The sequence below is a fragment of the Candidatus Epulonipiscium sp. genome, assembly GCA_012519205.1.
GTDB lineage: Bacteria > Bacillota > Clostridia > Lachnospirales > Defluviitaleaceae > JAAYQR01.
On record JAAYQR010000022.1, the window covers coordinates 1 to 18,456 of the forward strand.

Genomic DNA, 18,456 nt, shown 5'->3' on the forward strand with positions numbered 1-18,456 from the left:
ATGACCTATGGGAGTTGATTGCTAACATATTATTATTGATTACCATGTTACTCATATACATTCCTCCTTGAATTATATAGGACATCCTTGTCCTTTTATTTGTACCTTCAGCCTACCCCGTCGGTACTATTTTTCCGTAGTAGGCGGTAATGGTTGGCCAACCATTTTGGTTTCATATTATATATCGGATAATGAAAAAATAACTTTAACAATTTATTAATCCTTTTTAAATAATTCTTTTAATTTTTCTATTGACTCTTTGTCCGATTTTGTTGCTTCTTTATTTTCTTCTTGTATTTGAAGGTAGACTTCTTTTCTATGAATTGGGATGTACTTTGGAGCCTCTATACCTATTCTCACTTGCTCTCCTTGCACTTCTAGTACGGTGATTTCTATGCCGTCTCCGATTATTATGGATTCGCCTTTTTTCCTTGTTAGGGCCAGCATTTTATTCACCTGCCTTTTTTAATTGAGACTTTTCAAATTCTGCATATATGCTGTGTTTGATTTGATACTCTTCATTTTGACATATTGCTTGCATGGCCTTTTGTGTTTCTATATTTATAATAATAGGCGCCTTTAGGTTAGCAGTCATAGCAGTAATATCTTGGGGTATTACTACTATGGCATAGATTAGATAAGACCCTTCCCTAATCTCTCCTAAAGTTTTTAGATAATCCTCATCTATATTGGGAGCATAATCTGGCATAAATGAAAACGGATTAATTAAAACAAAGGCCGTATCTCCGTCTTCTAATGATTGGAGCCAACTAAAGGGGCTAGTGGAATCTTCCTCATCGGTTATCAGTAGATACTGTTTATGCTCCTCAAATCCCGGTATCCCTTCCTTAAAGTTTATTACTTTTTCTTGGTTTATTTCTATTTCACCGAAGTGTTTGGTTTTTACAGTCATTTCGATTACCTCCGTTTTAGGTTGTTGACAGTTGTGATGCATAAGACATTTTAAGGGTATAATTTTTTAGAAATACATTACTAAAGATTTTATGGGCGGTTTTAGCCGCCCATGGTTTTATCTGATAAAGTCTAGGAGGGTTGGTTGTATTACTTTTGCAGTTGCATTAAGGGCAGAATTATAAATAATTTGCTGCATACTAAATTCAGTATATACTTCCTCTAGGTCTACCCCCTCATTATCATTATTAAGTTCTTTAAAGTTTAATTCATCGGCTGCTAGACGGTTGGATACCAGTTCAAGACGTTTCATTCTATTTCCTAGTCCTGATTTTTCCGTGGAAATTTGGCTTAGATGTTTATCTAGTTTGCCAATTAGACTATTAAACCTTCTAGATACATCAAGAAGGCCCATCCTTTCATCTTCGGGCTTGTTTCCCTTTTTGACATCTTCTTCGATGCTATAAATTTCATCAACCAGTCTCGATAATTCATCAATATCCCTCATTAAATCTGTGGTTAGAATATCTTTTCCTAGGATATTAACTTCTATTTTATTATTAATTCCAACTTCATATTGTATCTTTTCTGTAGATGGAACGTATTTTTCTCCCCCATCTAAATCTTCGCATTCGAAGTAATGAACGGGGTTTAAATCGCCCCCTTTAAAACTGTGTTTTTCATAGGATATGGTAAAATCAGCAATAGTATCTATGTCTTCCTCATGAAAAATAAGTTCTCCTGTATCTCTCAGATAGTGGACTGTTCCTGAATTAGTTGGGTAATATGCATCATTAGAATTTGAATCCATCGTCGTAACCGTAAGCCCAGATACATTATCTTTTAAATTATCATATGCCAGTCTTATACGATATGCAATTCCTGGTTTTTTATCTTGGGTATGCTTCCCCGCTATCTCTATTTCTTCTATATCCTCTTTGGTAAAGCTTTGTGTAATCTCAAACTTTTTGTCGGTTGTTTTATCAAACACTAACTTCGTGTCTGTTCTAAATCCAGAAAATAAATATCTTCCTCCATCATAACTTACGTTTCCCTCGTTTATTAATTGTTTCTTTAATTCCATCAATTGATCAGCAATCTTTTTTTGCTCATCTATTCCTAAGGTATCATTAGAGCCTTGAACACAACTATCTCTCATGCTTCCCAGTATGCTTTCTATATTTTTTATGGCTTGCTCACTACCACCCATCCAACTTTTTGCTTGTTTTATATTAGACTGAAACTGCTGAGTTTCTGCTATTCTTGTTCTGAATTTTAGGGCACGGCCTGCTATAATTGGATCATCAGATGGTCTTTGTATCTTCTTTAAGGTTGTCATTTGGCTATAGAGTGTATCTAGCCTTTTCATATTTTTATTCAAACCCAATAATGTATTATTCATTATCATATTATTAGTAATTCGCATTGTCTCACCCCTTATTAACTAACTCCCATGCGATTGATGGTTACATCGTATATAGCATCCATGACACTAATCATTTTTGCTGCCATATTATAGGCTTGATTAAATTTAATTAGGTTGGTCATTTCTTCGTTACTGTCTACTCCGGATACGGACATCCGTTGGTTTTCTACAATCTTTGATATGTTGATTTGCATATCTTCAATCATAACTGCTTGTTTTGTGTTTACCCCTAATTCCCCCATGATGGATTCCATATAAGAACCCGGGGTTCCTTCGTTAAATACTTCTGTGTTTATCTTTATAGAAAAGAGTTCCTGCATCATTCTTCCATCGCCCTTAAGTCCCTTTTCTTTAGCTGCTGCAATATTGGCTACATCATCTATATCTTTTGAAAGGGTAAAGTTTTCTGCTGTCAGGGTTTCGTAATCTATGCCCGTGGTCATATTCTTAATATTTCCATCTGCGTTCCTATATGCAAAAAAGTGATTTTCCGTTTCACCATTTAGACCATAACCACCGGCATGGCCAGTCATTTCTGGTATTTCTTTTCCGCCTCTGGTTTTTCCTTCATTAAATGCCCTAGCGAAGGTTCTTACAAATTCATTAAGTCTGTTCATATAATGAGGAATTCCTTTGTAACCCATATCAGAACCTATTTGTACCTCTTGATTTTCAAGTGAACCTGGTTCTATTGGAGTTTCCATCTCCAGTATCATAGTTACTTTTTTACTATCTTCATCATAATTAAATGAGGAGTATTTATAGGCTTTACCATTAATCTTAATCTCGCCTGTTTCATTCATATCCCCTTTGGATGCATTTGCTATTACTATTTCTCTTGTATCAATGTCTACTGATTCTATTTTGCCTTTAAACCCATTGTTATTATTACCATCCCTTATATCCATGTATCCCTTTATCTCTCCACTTAAGGTTGGGCTGGTGGTGTCAAATTTCACCCCACCCCCCCAGTAAATATCATACAAATTCTCTGCATCTGTTGGATTGTTTTTACTTTCCCTAACTTTTATCTCCAATTGATTGTATGTAAAGTGGTTTACTAGGGTTTGTCCATTGATAGATACTATAAATTGTTTCTGCATTTCCCCCGATGGGGTTTGAGCTTCTATTTCTTTGGCTTCAGTATTTACGATTCTAGAAAGTCTGTCAACCAATAGGTCTCTTTGGTCCCTTAAATCATTAGCTTTATCCCCATGTCTTTCGTAACGGAAAATTTCCCTATTTAGACTTTCTATCTTTTGAGCAATGGTGTTTATGTCTTTTACCCTTACCCCAATTTCAAAATTAATATCTTTTTGATACTCTTTTAATCTTGTGGCTGCATCATTAAAGAACTTGGTAAAAGTTAAGGCTTGTTCCTTCAGCCCATTTCTCGCCTCCATGCTTTCTGGGTTATCTGCCACTTCTTGGAAAGCACTGAAAAAGTCATTAAAAATTGTATTAAATCCTTCATCTGAAGGCTCATTGAAAATCCCTTCTATCAATGAAAGCTGGGTTCTTTTTATGGTAAATTCCCCAAGCATTTTATTTTCATTCCAAAACTTAGTGTCTAAATATACATCTCTTTGCCTTACTATATCATATACTTCTGAGCCCGTTCCAACCATCCCCTTCCCTGTTCCTAGGGGAATGGGCATGGTTGCTTTTTGTTTTGCTATTTGTCTTGAGTAACCCTCCGTACCCATGTTTGATATATTATGGGAAGTTACGTCTAAGGCTGTTCTAGCTGTATATAAAGCCTGGGCTCCGATATTTATTCCAAAAAACGAAGAGTTCAATATATTCCCTCCTATCTACCTACTAATCCAGTTCGATTTACAATGGTATCAATCATAGAATCTATAATATTTACCATCCTTGCAGATGCATTATACGCATGCTGATATTTTATCAAATTTGTCATTTCCTCATCCGTTGAAACATCTGAAATGCTACTTCTATTATTGGTTATGCTAGTTACTATAACTTGTTTTTCATCCATCTTTTGCGAGGCCTTATTGCCTCCTTCTGCAACCCTAGTGACAAATTCCGAGTAGTAATCTTCAAAATTAAGTTTATGGGCTATGGTTTCATCATAGGTTGAATTTGGCCTTTTCCATATATCTAAAAGTTCCTGGACAACCTGAGTATCCCCTACAGTCCCATCATAGGATAAGCCTAGCTTTTTATATCCATCATTATCTAAAAGAATGGGGTTTATTATTATATTTCCTGCGGAATATAACTTTCCATCCCTCGTTTCCTTGGCAATAAACAATTCCACTCCTTTTTCTCCATCTAAACCCTTTGGTGGTTCACCATTTTCATCAGATGGCGGTGGACTAGTTAATACCTTATTGATTTCAATTGTTAGATCATGAATTAACCTGTCAAATTCTGCTTGAATTCTAGGAATCAAATAAGGTTCTACCTTTTTATATGCCTCATGATCCTTGGTATCTCTATAATCCGCTGAGGTATTACCCCTTGTTAAAAGGAGAGCCTTTAATTTTCCTGTATCATTTTGAAATTCTGCTCCTATTGGTTTGTTAAACCTGATTACTTCTGAATTATCTGCTTCCCAGACAGGTTTTATAAATGAACTGACAGTACTTGAATCGATACCCGTTGTAGTTATTTTTGATACTAGATTTCCCGATACTAAGGTATGTCCTTCTGCTAGAACATCTACTCTGCCTGCCTTATCTTCTTTATATGATATCTCGATATACTGTGCTAGTTCATCTAGAAGATTATTTCTTTGATCCCTTAAATCGTTTGCTCGGTCCCCACCTATCTCATATTTTGAAATTTTTTCATTTAGCTCCTTTATACCCTCTGCTAAATAATTAATCCTGCCTACTGCTTCTTTTATCTGTAAGTTTAGGCTATTTTGATAGTCCGTAAGTTTTTCATCAATATAGTTAACCTTATCTACTAAAACACTGGCACTTTGTATAAATTGGGTTCTTATACTTTGGTCTTGGGGTGCTGTAGAAAGGTTTTGCAGTTGTCCCCAAAAATCCCTTAAAACACCGCTAAAACTTTCTCCATCTACTTCCCCTAATATAGTTTCTATTTCCATTACTGCATCATATTGAACCTTGTAAAATTGCTGTGAAGAAATTTGGGTCCTATATGCTTTATCTAAAAACTCATCTCGAATTTGCCTTATCTCGGTTACATCGGTTCCGGCTCCAACAGAAAGAAGGTCCTTTCCATTTCGCCCAACTACCATATAAAAACTATCATTTTGTAGTACCTGTTGTCTTACATATCCCGCGGTATTGGCATTGGCTAAATTATGCCCTGTTACTTCAAGTCCTGTCTGACTTGCATTAAGGCCGGATATGACCCTGGATAAACTCGCCATTGAACTCACAAAATTACCCCCTATTGTTTCGTATCAAAAAAGTTTCGACCACTTGCACCTTGGAACCTTCCGCCATCTCCATAATCATTTGTTGTAAAGGAACGGGTACTTTGTATGGCATTCATGGTAAAATTAATCATTTCCATAGATTGATTTAAAAGAACTTTATTTTGCTCATTTACTTGTTTTAATTGAATAATTAAGTCATTTATTCTTTTTTGGATTGTTTTTAACTTTTCTTTTTCTTCTATGGTGTTTTCAAGTTTTTCTATTAACTTAGTTATGGTTAGCCCTTCCTTTTTTTCGTTTAAGACTAGGGCTATATCCCCTACTATTGTTTCTCTTTGTTTTTCTAGCCTTATATTTTGGGATACAGCTTCTTGTTCTTTTTTTGTTAGTTTTTGAAGAGCTAAAACATCTCCTGAAACAATGATATCTGTCTTTTCTTTGGATATTTTTAAAAGAATCGTATAAAATCCTATTTCTCCTTCTAACACCTCTATTAAATCGTATATTAATCCTGCCACATTAATCCCTCATTTATGATTAAATCTTAATATCAAAAGAATTATCAACTATTTTGTCTGCTACTTCTTTAGCACCCACATTATAGATTCCTGATTGTATTTTTTGCTTTATTTCTTGTACCTTTTCTTCCCTTATATCAGGGGTCTTAGAAATTGCGTTAAGGGCTGTTTGAAAGTCCTTTCCCTCTTTTGATAGGGCAAAAATATCTTTTTTATGAACCGGCTTTTGCCTTTCTGATTTTTTAGTACTAGTCGTGTTATAAGCTTCTAATACTTTATTTACGCCAGTTATTTTCATATGCTCACCTTCTTTTTTGTTTTTTCTCTTACTACTTATATCGTCACCAGTGGAATAAGAATTTAGTCTTATATCATAAAAAAATAAGGGGAACAATGTTCACCCTTATTTTCCCCCGATTTTATCTTTATTTAAATAGTGCATTCTTGATTTTTTGGGATCGGTGCTTATGTTTTTTGTTGAATTTTGAAGACTGTTTGTAACAGAACGCATATCCCTTTCTAATTCATAGGCACACCTTTCACAAAATCTCCCTGTTTTTATCGTTGCACCACATTTTTCACATTCAATGCCTATGGGTGAATCATTAGTAATAATAAGCCTTCCTTCGCGAAGATAATGTTTTATTGAGGTAACAGGAACTTCTGTTGCTTCTGATACTTCAATCATATTTGCCTTTGGATGATCATATAAATAATCTTTTACTCTCTTAAATTCCTTTTCTTCTTCCTCCTTACAACTAGGACAAATCATCCTCCCAACAATGTATTGAAATAGCCTATTGCATCTTCTACAATTTCTTACATCCATTTTCCCACTCCTCTTCATTTATTTTGCTTTTTTTGTCAATGTCGATTCTTTCTTCATCTATAAAACGGTAAATTGTTTTAATGGAAATCCCTGTTACATTTGATACTTCCATTGCATTAACCCCTCTATGCTTTAAAACATAATCCCTTACTATATTGTATTCTTGTTTATCCTTCTCATAACACTCTTTACAATATTCCCTACTATTTTTTGGAAAAAATCTTCCACAAATTTTACAGATATCGTATGCCATAGTATTCCCCCTTAGTTTAGCTATGCCCTATACTCAATGAAACAAAGTAAATTTTACCGGCATTTTTATTCTTCAGTAGTTTTGCACAGGAATTAATAGTGGCCCCTGTAGTATATATATCGTCTACTAATAGGATTTTCATTTGTTTTAAATCCATATTGATTTTGATTTTAAAAGCATTTTTTATATTGTTTTTTCTTTCGATTATAGTTAGCCCACTTTGGGGCCTTGTTTCCTTTGTTCTAATTAAAATAGAAGTATCCATGGGCGAATTTAATTCTTTGGAGATTGTTTTTGCCAGTTCTTCCCCTTGATTATATCCCCTTGATTTTTTTCTGTTTGGATGAATTGGAATAGGTATAATTAAATCAAATTTTTCATTTGGGGCCTCATTTCTTATTTTATCAGCCATTAAATGACCTAGGTATCTAGCATATTCTTTATAGCCCCCATATTTAAATCTATACATCATATCCCTTATTAAGCCTTCATATACAAAAACTGCCCACCCTTTTTCATATTCAGGGGGATACTTGATACAATCTAGACATGTATCTCTCTTTTTTTCTATGGGTTTACCGCACCTTTGGCAGGTTTTACCTTCTACGAAGGAAAGGTTTTTTTTACATTCTTCGCATATCCCCTTTTCCTTTTGGATAGGAATGATATCTTTGCAAAATATACACCTAGGGGGGTAGATGATATCTAGAATTATATCTAAGTACCTCATTTTATCACCCTTTAGATAGCTTCTTTGCTATTCTTAAACGATTATTCTTTTCAAAATGGCGTCATTGATGATTTTATTTTCTTTAATCTATAAGATAATGCAGAATATCTATTAATTTCGCGGTTGTTATCTACCATATGGTAGAGGGTAGTAGCAAGTCCTACAATAACTACTAGTTGTTTTGCTCTTGTAACTGCCGTATAAAGTAGATTTCTATTCATGAGCATATATGGTCCGCTATGGATGGGTATTATGACTATGGGATATTCCGAGCCTTGGGATTTATGGATGGTCACTGCATAAGCCAATTCTAGTTCATCCAGCTGACTAAATTCATATTCCACAGTCTTAAAATCATCAAATAATACAGTTAGAGTTTGAGCTTCATCATCAATTTCTAGTATGACTCCTCCATCTCCGTTAAAAATCCCCACTCCTTCTTCCATCTTTATACCCACTTCATTGTATATTTTCCAAGGGATATTATAATTGTTCTTAATTTGCATTACCTTATCTCCCTCCCGCAATAAGTTCATGCGGTATTCCTTTTCCCTCTTTTTCCTAGAGGGAGGATTTAGGGCTTGTTGAAGCATGGTGTTAAGATGCATTACCCCTAGGGGGGTTTTTCTCATAGGAGTTAGAACTTGTATATCTTTTATAGGGTCACATTTTGCAAAGGCTGGTATCCTCTTTAAGACCAATTGCTGGATGGTTTCTATGACTTCATCTTTAATACTCCTCTGAATAAAAAAGAAGTCCTTTTCTTTTTCGTTAAGTAGAGGGTGTTCTCCTTTATTTATTCTATGGGCATTCATTACTATGGCGCTTTCTCTTGCCTGCCTAAATACTTCTGTAAGTCTTACAACTTTTATGGTTTCACTGTAAATCATATCCCTTAACACATTGCCCGGTCCTACGGATGGGAGCTGGTCTACATCCCCTACAAGAATCAATCTAGTTCCAGAGGCAATTGCCTTAAGGAGGCTATTCATAAGAAGTATATCTACCATGGACATTTCATCTACTATAAGTACATCGGTTTCTAAGGGTCTTTCCTCATTTCTTTCAAATATCTGTTTTTTATTATCCTCTTCTAAGAAGCTGATTTCCAATAATCTATGGATTGTCTGCGCCTCTTTTCCTGTAGCTTCCGTCATACGCTTTGCTGCTCTACCCGTGGGAGCTGCTAGGGTTACTTCTAACTCTTGTTCTTCTAATAAGGATATAATTGCATTTATAGTGGTGGTTTTTCCTGTTCCGGGTCCCCCTGTTATAATAAGTAATTCTTTTTGGATGGCCTCTTTCACTGCTTTTCTTTGTTCCTCGGCAAGCATTATATTTTTTTGTTTTTCTAATTTATCTATTTTTTTGTCTATTTCTTCATTCTTATCTTCGTCTTCTACATCTAAAAAATCCATAAGTCTCCTAGCCACGTTCATTTCCGCATAATAAAAGGGGGTTAAGTAGACCACCTCACTATCATTAATTTTCTCCTGCCATATCTGTTTATATATTTGGAGTTCTATTAAGGCATTTTCTATTAATTCTTCCGGTACCCTAAGTAATTCATAACTAGACTTTATTAAGTTTTCTTTTACCATATAGGTGTGCCCGTTATTTGAATATTGATTAAGAATAAATTTAATTCCTGCCTTTATTCTAGGGGGGGAATCCCCGTCTATACCTATGGTTTCTGCTATTTTATCCGCCATTTTAAAACCTATACCAAAAACATCCTCCGCGAGACGGTAGGGATTGTTTTTAACTATATCTATAGTTTTTTCACCATACTGTTTATAGATTTTTAGGGCATAGGTGGGGGAAATTCCGTAGTCTTGAAGAAATAAAACAGCCCTTCTAAGCTCCCTTTGCTCATGAAATATTTCCCCTATTTGGAGTGCCTTTTCCCTACTTATACCCTTTACTTCATCTAAGCGCTCCCATTCTTCTTCTATGATACGAAGGGTATCAAGACCAAATCTTTCTACAATCCTTCTAGCAAGAGCCGGGCCTATGCCTTTTATTACTCCCGAACTCAAGTATTTTTCTATACCTTCTTCTGTTTTAGGAGTTGTTTTCTCATAGCTATCTATCTGAAGCTGCTTCCCGTAGATTGGATGTATTACCCATGTTCCTACTATTTTAATGTTTTCCCCTGGGTGCACTCCTAGAAGGGTCCCAACACATACTATCTCTTCTTCTTTCGATTCTATAGAGCAGACCGTATAACCATTTTCTTCGTTACGGAATATAATATCTTCCATAATTCCTTCTATTATTATTTGTTCGCTCATATGTTCACACCATTCATTTTATATATCTATTTATTTTATCAATACGTTTCTAAAAAACTCTCTCCTCTACCTAGAGGATGAATCGGAACGGTTTTAATCTTTAACTCCTGCTTGAGAACGAATATATTTTTCAATTATTTCTATTGTTGCCCCTCCAGTTGTTAAAATGCAATAACTTCTACTCCAAAACACTGGTTCCAAGTAGTATTCTTTTAAATATTCACTGTGCTTTTTCCTAATCAACCTTGAAGAAACAGTTTTCAAAGTATTAACTAATTTTGCTAATTCTACTTGTGGAGGAATTTCAAATAGTAAGTGAACGTTGTCGGGTTCTCCGTTAAATTCAATTATAGTCCCGTTCTTTCCTTTGATTATATTTTTAAATATTTCGTTTAAATCATCTAATATTTCTTTGTTAATACATTTGTGTCTATATTTAGTTGTTACAACCAAATGATATTTTAGATTATATATTGAATGTCTATTGCTTTTAAATTCATTATCTTTCACCTTAAAACTCCTTTACAGCTAAGCTAAATTACCATACAATTATAGCACAATGGAGGTGTGAAATCTATGAAAATCAATAAAGCTTTTAAGTTTAGAATATATCCTACCAAAGGACAACTAACATTAATTCATAAAACTTTTGGCTGTGTTAGATTTACATATAATCATTTTCTTAACAAAAGAATTGAATTATACAGGAATGAAAAAAAATCAACTACTTATGTTAATCAAGCTAAGGAATTAACTTCTTTGAAGAAAGACTTAATTTGTCTTAAAGAAGTCGATAGTGTTTCTCCCTAATCGGCACTTAGAAATTTAGACACTGCTTTTAAAAATTTCTTTCAAAAGAGAACTAAATATCCTAAATTCAAATCTAAAAAATAATACTAAATCATATACAACTAAAAACACGAACAATTCAATAAGAATTGAAGGAGACATGTTAAAGTTTCCCAAATTAGGATTATTAAAAACTAAATTTCATAGAGAAATCCCTTCAAATTGTAAAATATTATCTGCTACTATTAGCCAAGTACCTATATGTGCTTATTTTGTCAACATTACTACGGAATTTGAAAAAGAAGTAGTTCAAGTTCCAAGTAATGACAACATAGTAGGTTTAGATTTTTCAATGAAAGAATTATTTGTTAGCTCCAAAAACCAAAGAACTAGTTATCCAAGGTTTTTTAGATTATTAGAATCTAAACTTGTAAAAGCACAAAGGAAACTATCAGATAGAGTATATACTTGTGAATATGGCAATAAGGTAGAGAGAGATTTAAACGCAAGTATAAATATTAAAAATCAAGGTAACTTGTTGTTAAAATATTAAATACAAACAGGGTATGGCTTACCCGTAGAGCTTGGTAATAATAGCAACCATTAGGTTAGTACGTCCCAAGAAGCCCCCTCAAAACTGTTTAGGTTTAGTGGGGGAGCATGTCACCATAAGATATTTTTGTGCAAAAGAAAAGGGAAATATGAAAAGGACGCCGTGGAAAGCGTCCCCTATTAAATCTAATTATATGTTTGCTGCTTTTTTTAGTTCTTCTGCCTTGTCCACCTTTTCCCAAGGAAGTTCTAAATCTGTTCTCCCAAAATGTCCGTAGGCTGCTATTTTTGTATAAATCGGTTTTCTAAGATCCAAATTCTTAATGATTGCTGCTGGCCTTAAATCAAAATGCTTTTTTACCAAATCTGTAATGGCTTCATCGGATATCTTACCAGTGCCATGGGTATTTACTAGAATGGATATAGGTTCTGCAATCCCTATGGCATAAGCCAGTTCTATTTCACATTTTGTCGCTATGCCGGAAGCCACAATATTCTTAGCTACATAGCGAGCTGCATAAGCTGCCGAACGATCTACCTTAGTTGGATCCTTACCGGAAAATGCCCCACCACCATGGCTTGCATATCCACCATAGGTATCTACAATAATCTTTCTTCCCGTAAGACCAGAATCCCCTTGGGGGCCTCCTATTACGAATCTACCTGTAGGATTAATATAATATTTCGTATCTTTATCTAAAAGGTGTTTTGGTATTATCGGTTTTATTACATATTCCATTATATCTCTTTTAATGGTGGACTGATCTATTTCCGGCCCATGTTGTGTTGAAATGACGACTGTATCCACCCTAATGGGCTTATCTTTCTCATATTCTACCGTAACTTGGGATTTGCCATCAGGTCTTAGGTATGGAAGGGTGCCATTTTTACGTACTTCTGATAATTTCATTGATAATTTATGAGCTAGGGAAATAGGCATTGGCATAAGTTCCTCGGTCTCGTCACAGGCAAACCCAAACATCATTCCCTGATCCCCTGCCCCTATAGATTCATCAATTACGGTAGAATCCTCCTGTTTTGCCTCTAAGGATTTATCTACTCCCATAGCAATATCTCCCGATTGCTCGTCTAAGGATGTAAGGACAGCACAGGTATCGAAATCAAAACCAAACTTTGCCCTATCATAACCTATTTCTTTGATTTTTTTTCTTACAACCTTAGGGATATCCACATAACAGTTGGTTGTTATTTCCCCCATCACTAGTACCATCCCCGTTGTCACTGCTGTTTCACATGCCACCCTAGCATAAGGATCTTGGGCTAATATGGCATCTAATACTGCATCTGAAATTTGATCGCATATTTTATCCGGATGTCCCTCTGTCACGGATTCCGATGTAAATAGTCTCTTTGACATATGTATCACTCCTTGTATTATATTTTGATTAAAGAATCATTTTTCATTCGTTTAATCGAAGACATGGGAAGTTTATCCCAACAAAAAAAACCTTTGACAAGGTTTTGAACTTCCTCATCTTTTAGAATATAAGAATATTCTAAGGGAATTAGCACCAGTGCATAATAATGCTGGTTGCTGAGTTTCATCGGGCCCATCCCTCCACCTCTCTTGATAAGAAATTAAGATGAAATTCATGATAAACTGAGTATATCAGTTTAAATAAGACCTTGTCAAGGCGTTAGGTGCCATGAGTATCATTGATATTGTTGTACTTGGATTTATGTAGATGACTTTTCAAATAAAAATCCCAATGCCATAGGTTAAAAAGGATATTAAGATTCCCGATACCATAGCTCCCAAAAACACAACCAAAATCGATCTTTTAAATTCTAAATACAGTAAGGCTGCTGCCAAGGAACCAGTCCATACCCCAGTACCCGGCAAAGGTATCGCCACAAATATAAAAAGACCCAAAAGCTGATACTTAGCAATGCTTTTGCTTTTTTTCATGGTTCGTTCTTCAATCCAGTGAGTAATAGTATGCATTTTGGGAATTTTTCTTAATAATTTAAATATCTTATTTACGAACAAAATAATAAATGGACTTGGAAAAACAGCTCCTAGGAGTGTTAAAAGGTATACTTCCCAAAAGCCGATTCCCTGTATAATCCCATATGGGATAGCTACCTTTTGCTCTAATACGGGAACCGCAGCAATAAAAAATGTCATAAGTTCGTCTGGAAAAAAATCCATAGATTCACACCTATCATATTGTATTCTAATATAAATAGTATACTGTTTTTATAAAGATTATAACACAATCCCTGTAGATTTAAATAAGATTCTTCGCTGCTCCAGAATGATGAGGTATGTCTCTAATATGTCATCCTGAGGGAATCGAAAAATCTTGGGGTGTATACTTATAAATAAAATCGCCATAAATGGCGATTTTATTTGGATTCTTTGGAAAGTTGTTTGTAGAGCATATCTGCTAAACCTATACCAGTTCCTTGAGAAGCACCTTTGGAATATTCTTCATCTAGCATCTCCTGGAATATTTCTTCAGTTCTACTTTTTTCTATGAGACCTCCTGGTTGTACCGTACTTCTCATTTCTTTAAACATCTGATTGATAAAATATGCCTCAAATTCTTTACATGCCTTTTTAAGAACTACCTCATCTTTATCCTTCGAAGCTTTTTTTAATGCTTCTTCAAAACTCTCAGTTTTTTGATTTTGTCTTTGAATCTGAAATGCATTTTCTATGGGATAAGAAGTCGGTAGGTTAATTCCATTTATTTTCATTTTAAATCAGACCCCTATCTTTTTAACTGATTTGCTTGAGCAAGCATATCATCTGAGGTTTGGATTGCCTTTGAATTAGTTTCATATGCCCTTTGGGCAATAATCAATTTTACCATCTCCTCCACTACCTGAACATTGGAGGATTCTAGGCTTCCTTGAATTAGCTTGCTTCTTGTATTTACTTCATCATCTATCTCATACATAGCCTCTCCAGAAGCACTGGTTTGTTTTACAAAGTTGTGTCCTATGTTTTCTAGCCCCGCCCTATTGGGAAATTGTACAACTAAAAGTTGTATACCTAAATCTATAGTAGTCCCTTCACCGTCTACATAGGAGAAGTTTCCATCTTCCCCTATAATTAAACTAGATATATTTACTTCTGGTGGAATATATATGGGTTCTTCATCTGTACTTAGTATGGGATATCCATCGGATGTAACCAACATAGCTTCCCCATCAAGCATACTAATTTTAAAAGCCCCATCCCTAGTGTATAGGTATTCATCATTCGCACCTAAAACTGCAAAAAAACCTTCCCCATCTATAGCTAAATCCAATGGGTTATCAGTCATTTCTATATTACCCATTGTGTAAGTTTTAGCGGTAGAAATTGCTCTAACCCCATGACCAATTTGTAAGTTTACCGGTCGTCCTGCTCCATTTCCATCCACCCCTGCCTTTGCCATGGTTTCGTATAGTAGAGATTTAAATTCCATTCTGCTTTTTTTATACCCCACTGTATTAACATTTGCTAAATTATTTGAAATAGTATCTACGTTCATCTGCTGGGATACCATTCCTGAGGCTGCTGTCCATAAAGAACGCATCATATTATATTCCCCCTATTATAATTTTCCTACTTCGTTGACTGCCCTTCCCAGTGTCTCATCATGGGCCAAAATAGCCTTTTGATTTGCCTCATAGGTTCTTGAAGCAGTAATCATATCTACCATTTCTTTAACTATATTTACATTTGAAGTTTCTAAAAACCCTTGTATAAGGCTACCTTCAAAAGTTTTCCCCTGGGTATTACCTGTTCTTTCTAATAGGTTATCCCCTACTTTTTTAAGGGTTTCGGGATTCTCAAAATCTACTACCCTAAGTTTATCAACCCATTCATCATCTAGAAATATATTCCCATCATTATCAATTCGCATATCCCCTTGTTCTAGAGAGATAACCCCGTTTTCTCCTAATACTAAATTCCCTTCCTTTGTCATAAGCCTTCCATCAGGAGCTAGGATAAAGGAACCATCTCTTGTATACTTTTCACTTCCATCCGCTGTCTGAATGGCAAAAAAACCTTTTCCTTGGATGGCTATATTAAAAGGATTGTGGGTTTGATTAAGGGATCCCTGCATATAATTTGTATGGACTTCACCTACATATACACCTAAACTCATTCTCCCAATATTGTTATTATTAGAAAATCCATTTTTCCTATCATTAATTCTCTTTGCCAACTTTTCGGGAAATGAATGAGATACAACAACGTCCTTTTTAAATCCCGTGGTATCTACATTGGCTAAATTATTAGAAATAACGTCCATTTTCTTAAACTGTGTTGTCATTCCTATTGCAGAAGTATATAGTCCTTTTATCAACTAAATTCCCCCTATCTAATGTATTCTTCCTGTTTTTTATTACCTGACATAAATTCTACATAGCGACCTGTCCCTATAGCTACACAAGAAACTGCTTCTTCTGCAATAATTACATTGATGCCTGTCTTTTCTTTTATGAGTTTATCAAGACCATAAAGTAGCCCTCCTCCTCCGGTCATCACAATACCTCTATCTGAAATATCTGCTGCTAATTCCGGTGGAGTTTTTTCTAATACTGCATGAACTGCCTCTACGATATTAGAAACAGGTTCCTGTAGAGCCTCTAACATTTCTTCTGAGGATACATTGATTGTTTTTGGGAGCCCCGTAATTAGATTTCTTCCCCTTACATCCATGGAAACAGGCTGAGTTCTTTCATAAGCCGTTCCCACATTTACCTTAAGGTCTTCTGCTGTTCTTTCTCCTATTAGGACATTATGTTTCTTCCTCATATACCGTACAATTGCTTCATCAAAATTATCTCCTGCTATTTTTAATGAAGAACTAACAACGGAACCTCCTAAGGAAATAACTGCAATATCAGTGGTTCCTCCACCAATATCTACAATCATACTTCCACAAGCCCGTCCTATATCTATGCCTGCTCCTATAGCAGCAGCAATAGGTTCTTCAATAACAAATACTTGTCTTGCCCCTGCCTGTTTGGTTGCATCTTCCACTGCCCTTCTTTCAACTTCTGTTACACCGCTTGGAACACATACTGCAATACGAGGTTTTAAAAGGAGTCTTCGCCCTACGGCTTTTTGGATAAAATATTTTAACATTTTTTCCGTTACATCATAATCAGAAATTACCCCTTGTCTTAAAGGTCTAATGGCTACGATATTGCCAGGTGTTCGTCCTAGCATCCTTCTTGCTTCTTCTCCAACTGCTAAGATGGTCTTATTATTATTATCGATGGCTACAACTGCTGGTTCTTGTAATACTATGCCTTGTCCTTTTATATATACAAGAACACTTGCCGTTCCAAGGTCTATACCTATATCTGTTCCAAACATGCTCATTCTCCTTTTTCTCTCTATTATGTTATCGACATATAATGCTTATTCCATTATAAGAAATTCTTTCCCATTTTTTGCCGCTATATGCCTTTTATTTCTATTATATATAACTTAGTTAAATTATTCAAAGGGTTTTCACATAAAAATTATGTAAAATTATATCGATAAAATAAAAAGGCGCCAAAGCGCCTTTTTATTTTATCCAATTCTTTTTTTGTTTTTTCTGTTATTCCCAAATATTTTTCTTTGGTTGCCAAACCACCTCTAAGGTGTCTTTCTGCTTTATTAAATTCCAAAACCTTTCTTGCCTGTATGGCTAGTTTAGGATTTATTTTTTCCAATCGTTCCGTAACATCTTTATGAACGGTACTTTTACTAATTCCGAACTTCTTTGCTGTTTCTCTTACAGTAGCATTAGAACCTATGATATACTTCGCTACTTCTATGGCTCTTTCTTCAATATACCCTTTCAAAAGATGGCCCCCCTTAACACAACTCTTGTTTAATATATATGTTAAGGAAGGTCACTTTATGATTTTAGTATTTAATTTTATTCACTTAATAATTCTTTTGGATTAACTGGTTTTCCGTCTTTCATCACCTGAAAATACACATGTTGACCTAGTAAAACAGAGTATTTTGTAGGAGAACCAATTTCCCCTATAACTTGTCCCTCTTCTACAATCTGATCTTGTTGTACGGAAACATCTTTCTGCAATTGACCATAGATAGTTCTCCAGCCGTTTCCGTGATTGATAACTACTGTAATACCTGTTTCTGGATCTTTTTTAATCACTTCCACTTTTCCTTTTGCCACTGCCTTTACTTTTGATTCTTCAGAAGGCGCAATACAAACAGCAGGATGAACTTTATATTCTTCTAAAGTTTTATCATAAACCAATTTATCAGAACTATAATCCATTACAATTTCACCCGATACTGGCCATAATATGTTGGTTGCTTCACTAAATGAAAAGGTTTCCTGAGCTTCTTCATCTGGTTCAGGGACTTCAACTTTAGCTATAACTTCTTCTCCTTGGGAATGCTTTACCTCTTCTTTATTTTCTTGAGCTGACTTATTAGATACCACTGTAACCGTCCCTTGCTCTTCATCAGTAGGATTATCTTCTACTATTGCAACTCCCGCGCCTTCTGCTTCCTCCTCTGTAATTTCCAAATCATTCTGATAGGCATTAATCGTACCTACATCCTCCAAATCATAGTCTCCAAACTCCTCGTTTAAATCAATAGAATTTTCTTCGTTTAACTTGTCTAAAACCTTTTTATTATTTTTAGTCATAACTGAGGTTGTTCCGATTATCGTTAGAATACATAAGAATAAAATGCCATAATAACTCTTCTTATTTAGATACATCCAAAATTTATTATTTTTCATTGTATCCACCTCCGTTAATAGTATA

Annotated in this window: 22 protein-coding genes and 1 riboswitch; of the genes, 2 read left to right on the forward strand and 20 right to left on the reverse strand. The window is 35.0% G+C overall.

Annotated elements, in window-relative coordinates; translation table 11 throughout:
- Positions 1-216: 216 nt before the first annotated feature.
- The 12 genes from csrA to tnpA all read right to left on the reverse strand — a co-directional run bounded on the left by csrA (position 217) and on the right by tnpA (position 10,854).
- Entirely contained in the window at positions 217-447 is a 231-nt protein-coding gene (gene csrA, locus GX308_06860) for a carbon storage regulator CsrA (GenBank protein NLK21791.1), read from the reverse strand.
- 1 nt (position 448) lies between these two features.
- A complete protein-coding gene (locus GX308_06865) occupies positions 449-913 on the reverse strand; it encodes a flagellar assembly protein FliW (protein ID NLK21792.1) in 465 nt (154 codons plus the stop codon).
- Positions 914-1,030: 117 nt separating this feature from the next.
- Complete coding sequence (gene flgL, locus GX308_06870) at positions 1,031-2,338, reverse strand: flagellar hook-associated protein FlgL (GenBank protein ID NLK21793.1); 1,308 nt, start codon at positions 2,336-2,338, stop codon at positions 1,031-1,033.
- A 14-nt stretch (positions 2,339-2,352) separates the two neighbouring features.
- Positions 2,353-4,137 carry a flagellar hook-associated protein FlgK gene (flgK, locus tag GX308_06875; GenBank protein ID NLK21794.1) on the reverse strand — a complete coding sequence of 595 codons (1,785 nt, stop codon included), beginning with the start codon at positions 4,135-4,137 and terminating at the stop codon, positions 2,353-2,355.
- Between the two features lie 11 nt (positions 4,138-4,148).
- A complete protein-coding gene (flgK, locus tag GX308_06880) occupies positions 4,149-5,720 on the reverse strand; it encodes a flagellar hook-associated protein FlgK (GenBank protein ID NLK21795.1) in 1,572 nt (523 codons plus the stop codon).
- A gap of 11 nt (positions 5,721-5,731) precedes the next feature.
- On the reverse strand, positions 5,732-6,238 hold the full coding sequence (locus tag GX308_06885) for a flagellar protein FlgN (protein NLK21796.1): 507 nt from the start codon (positions 6,236-6,238) through the stop codon (positions 5,732-5,734).
- Between the two features lie 19 nt (positions 6,239-6,257).
- Positions 6,258-6,536 carry a flagellar biosynthesis anti-sigma factor FlgM gene (flgM, locus tag GX308_06890; GenBank protein NLK21797.1) on the reverse strand — a complete coding sequence of 93 codons (279 nt, stop codon included), beginning with the start codon at positions 6,534-6,536 and terminating at the stop codon, positions 6,258-6,260.
- Positions 6,537-6,641: 105 nt separating this feature from the next.
- Positions 6,642-7,067 (reverse strand): MerR family transcriptional regulator, encoded by a 426-nt coding sequence (locus GX308_06895; GenBank protein ID NLK21798.1) that lies wholly within the window; start codon positions 7,065-7,067, stop codon positions 6,642-6,644.
- A complete protein-coding gene (locus GX308_06900; protein ID NLK21799.1) occupies positions 7,048-7,320 on the reverse strand; it encodes a hypothetical protein in 273 nt (90 codons plus the stop codon). The genes GX308_06895 and GX308_06900 overlap by 20 nt, the downstream gene beginning before the upstream one ends.
- A gap of 16 nt (positions 7,321-7,336) precedes the next feature.
- Entirely contained in the window at positions 7,337-8,050 is a 714-nt protein-coding gene (locus tag GX308_06905; GenBank protein ID NLK21800.1) for a ComF family protein, read from the reverse strand.
- 50 nt (positions 8,051-8,100) lie between these two features.
- A complete protein-coding gene (locus GX308_06910) occupies positions 8,101-10,344 on the reverse strand; it encodes an ATP-dependent RecD-like DNA helicase (GenBank protein NLK21801.1) in 2,244 nt (747 codons plus the stop codon).
- 93 nt (positions 10,345-10,437) lie between these two features.
- Complete coding sequence (gene tnpA / locus GX308_06915) at positions 10,438-10,854, reverse strand: IS200/IS605 family transposase (protein ID NLK21802.1); 417 nt, start codon at positions 10,852-10,854, stop codon at positions 10,438-10,440.
- 66 nt (positions 10,855-10,920) lie between these two features.
- Between tnpA and GX308_06920 the strand changes: the two genes are divergently transcribed.
- Together GX308_06920 and GX308_06925 are read left to right on the forward strand one after the other, a co-directional pair.
- Positions 10,921-11,154, forward strand: a complete 234-nt coding sequence (locus GX308_06920; GenBank protein NLK21803.1) for a helix-turn-helix domain-containing protein — start codon at positions 10,921-10,923, stop codon at positions 11,152-11,154.
- 139 nt (positions 11,155-11,293) lie between these two features.
- Positions 11,294-11,686: a hypothetical protein gene (locus tag GX308_06925; protein ID NLK21804.1), complete on the forward strand. Its 393-nt coding sequence runs from the start codon at positions 11,294-11,296 to the stop codon at positions 11,684-11,686.
- Positions 11,687-11,875: 189 nt separating this feature from the next.
- On the opposite strand, the gene GX308_06930 is transcribed toward GX308_06925, so the two are convergent.
- The 8 genes from GX308_06930 to GX308_06965 all read right to left on the reverse strand — a co-directional run bounded on the left by GX308_06930 (position 11,876) and on the right by GX308_06965 (position 18,431).
- A complete protein-coding gene (locus GX308_06930; protein NLK21805.1) occupies positions 11,876-13,063 on the reverse strand; it encodes a methionine adenosyltransferase in 1,188 nt (395 codons plus the stop codon).
- Positions 13,064-13,174: 111 nt separating this feature from the next.
- Positions 13,175-13,283: riboswitch (SAM riboswitch) on the reverse strand.
- 116 nt (positions 13,284-13,399) lie between these two features.
- Positions 13,400-13,858 (reverse strand): small multi-drug export protein, encoded by a 459-nt coding sequence (locus GX308_06935; GenBank protein ID NLK21806.1) that lies wholly within the window; start codon positions 13,856-13,858, stop codon positions 13,400-13,402.
- Between the two features lie 197 nt (positions 13,859-14,055).
- The gene (locus tag GX308_06940; GenBank protein ID NLK21807.1) at positions 14,056-14,409 is read right to left on the reverse strand and encodes a flagellar biosynthesis protein FlgJ; all 354 of its coding nucleotides are present in this window, start codon (positions 14,407-14,409) and stop codon (positions 14,056-14,058) included.
- Positions 14,410-14,423: 14 nt separating this feature from the next.
- Positions 14,424-15,239, reverse strand: coding sequence for a flagellar basal-body rod protein FlgG (gene flgG, locus GX308_06945; GenBank protein ID NLK21808.1), 816 nt, complete (start codon positions 15,237-15,239; stop codon positions 14,424-14,426).
- 15 nt (positions 15,240-15,254) lie between these two features.
- Positions 15,255-16,013 carry a flagellar basal-body rod protein FlgF gene (gene flgF / locus GX308_06950; protein ID NLK21809.1) on the reverse strand — a complete coding sequence of 253 codons (759 nt, stop codon included), beginning with the start codon at positions 16,011-16,013 and terminating at the stop codon, positions 15,255-15,257.
- 11 nt (positions 16,014-16,024) lie between these two features.
- Complete coding sequence (gene mreB, locus GX308_06955) at positions 16,025-17,032, reverse strand: rod shape-determining protein MreB (protein ID NLK21810.1); 1,008 nt, start codon at positions 17,030-17,032, stop codon at positions 16,025-16,027.
- Between the two features lie 149 nt (positions 17,033-17,181).
- Positions 17,182-17,508 (reverse strand): sporulation transcriptional regulator SpoIIID, encoded by a 327-nt coding sequence (spoIIID, locus tag GX308_06960; GenBank protein ID NLK21811.1) that lies wholly within the window; start codon positions 17,506-17,508, stop codon positions 17,182-17,184.
- Positions 17,509-17,585: 77 nt separating this feature from the next.
- Positions 17,586-18,431 (reverse strand): M23 family metallopeptidase, encoded by an 846-nt coding sequence (locus GX308_06965; protein NLK21812.1) that lies wholly within the window; start codon positions 18,429-18,431, stop codon positions 17,586-17,588.
- Between the last annotated feature and the right edge of the window lie 25 nt (positions 18,432-18,456).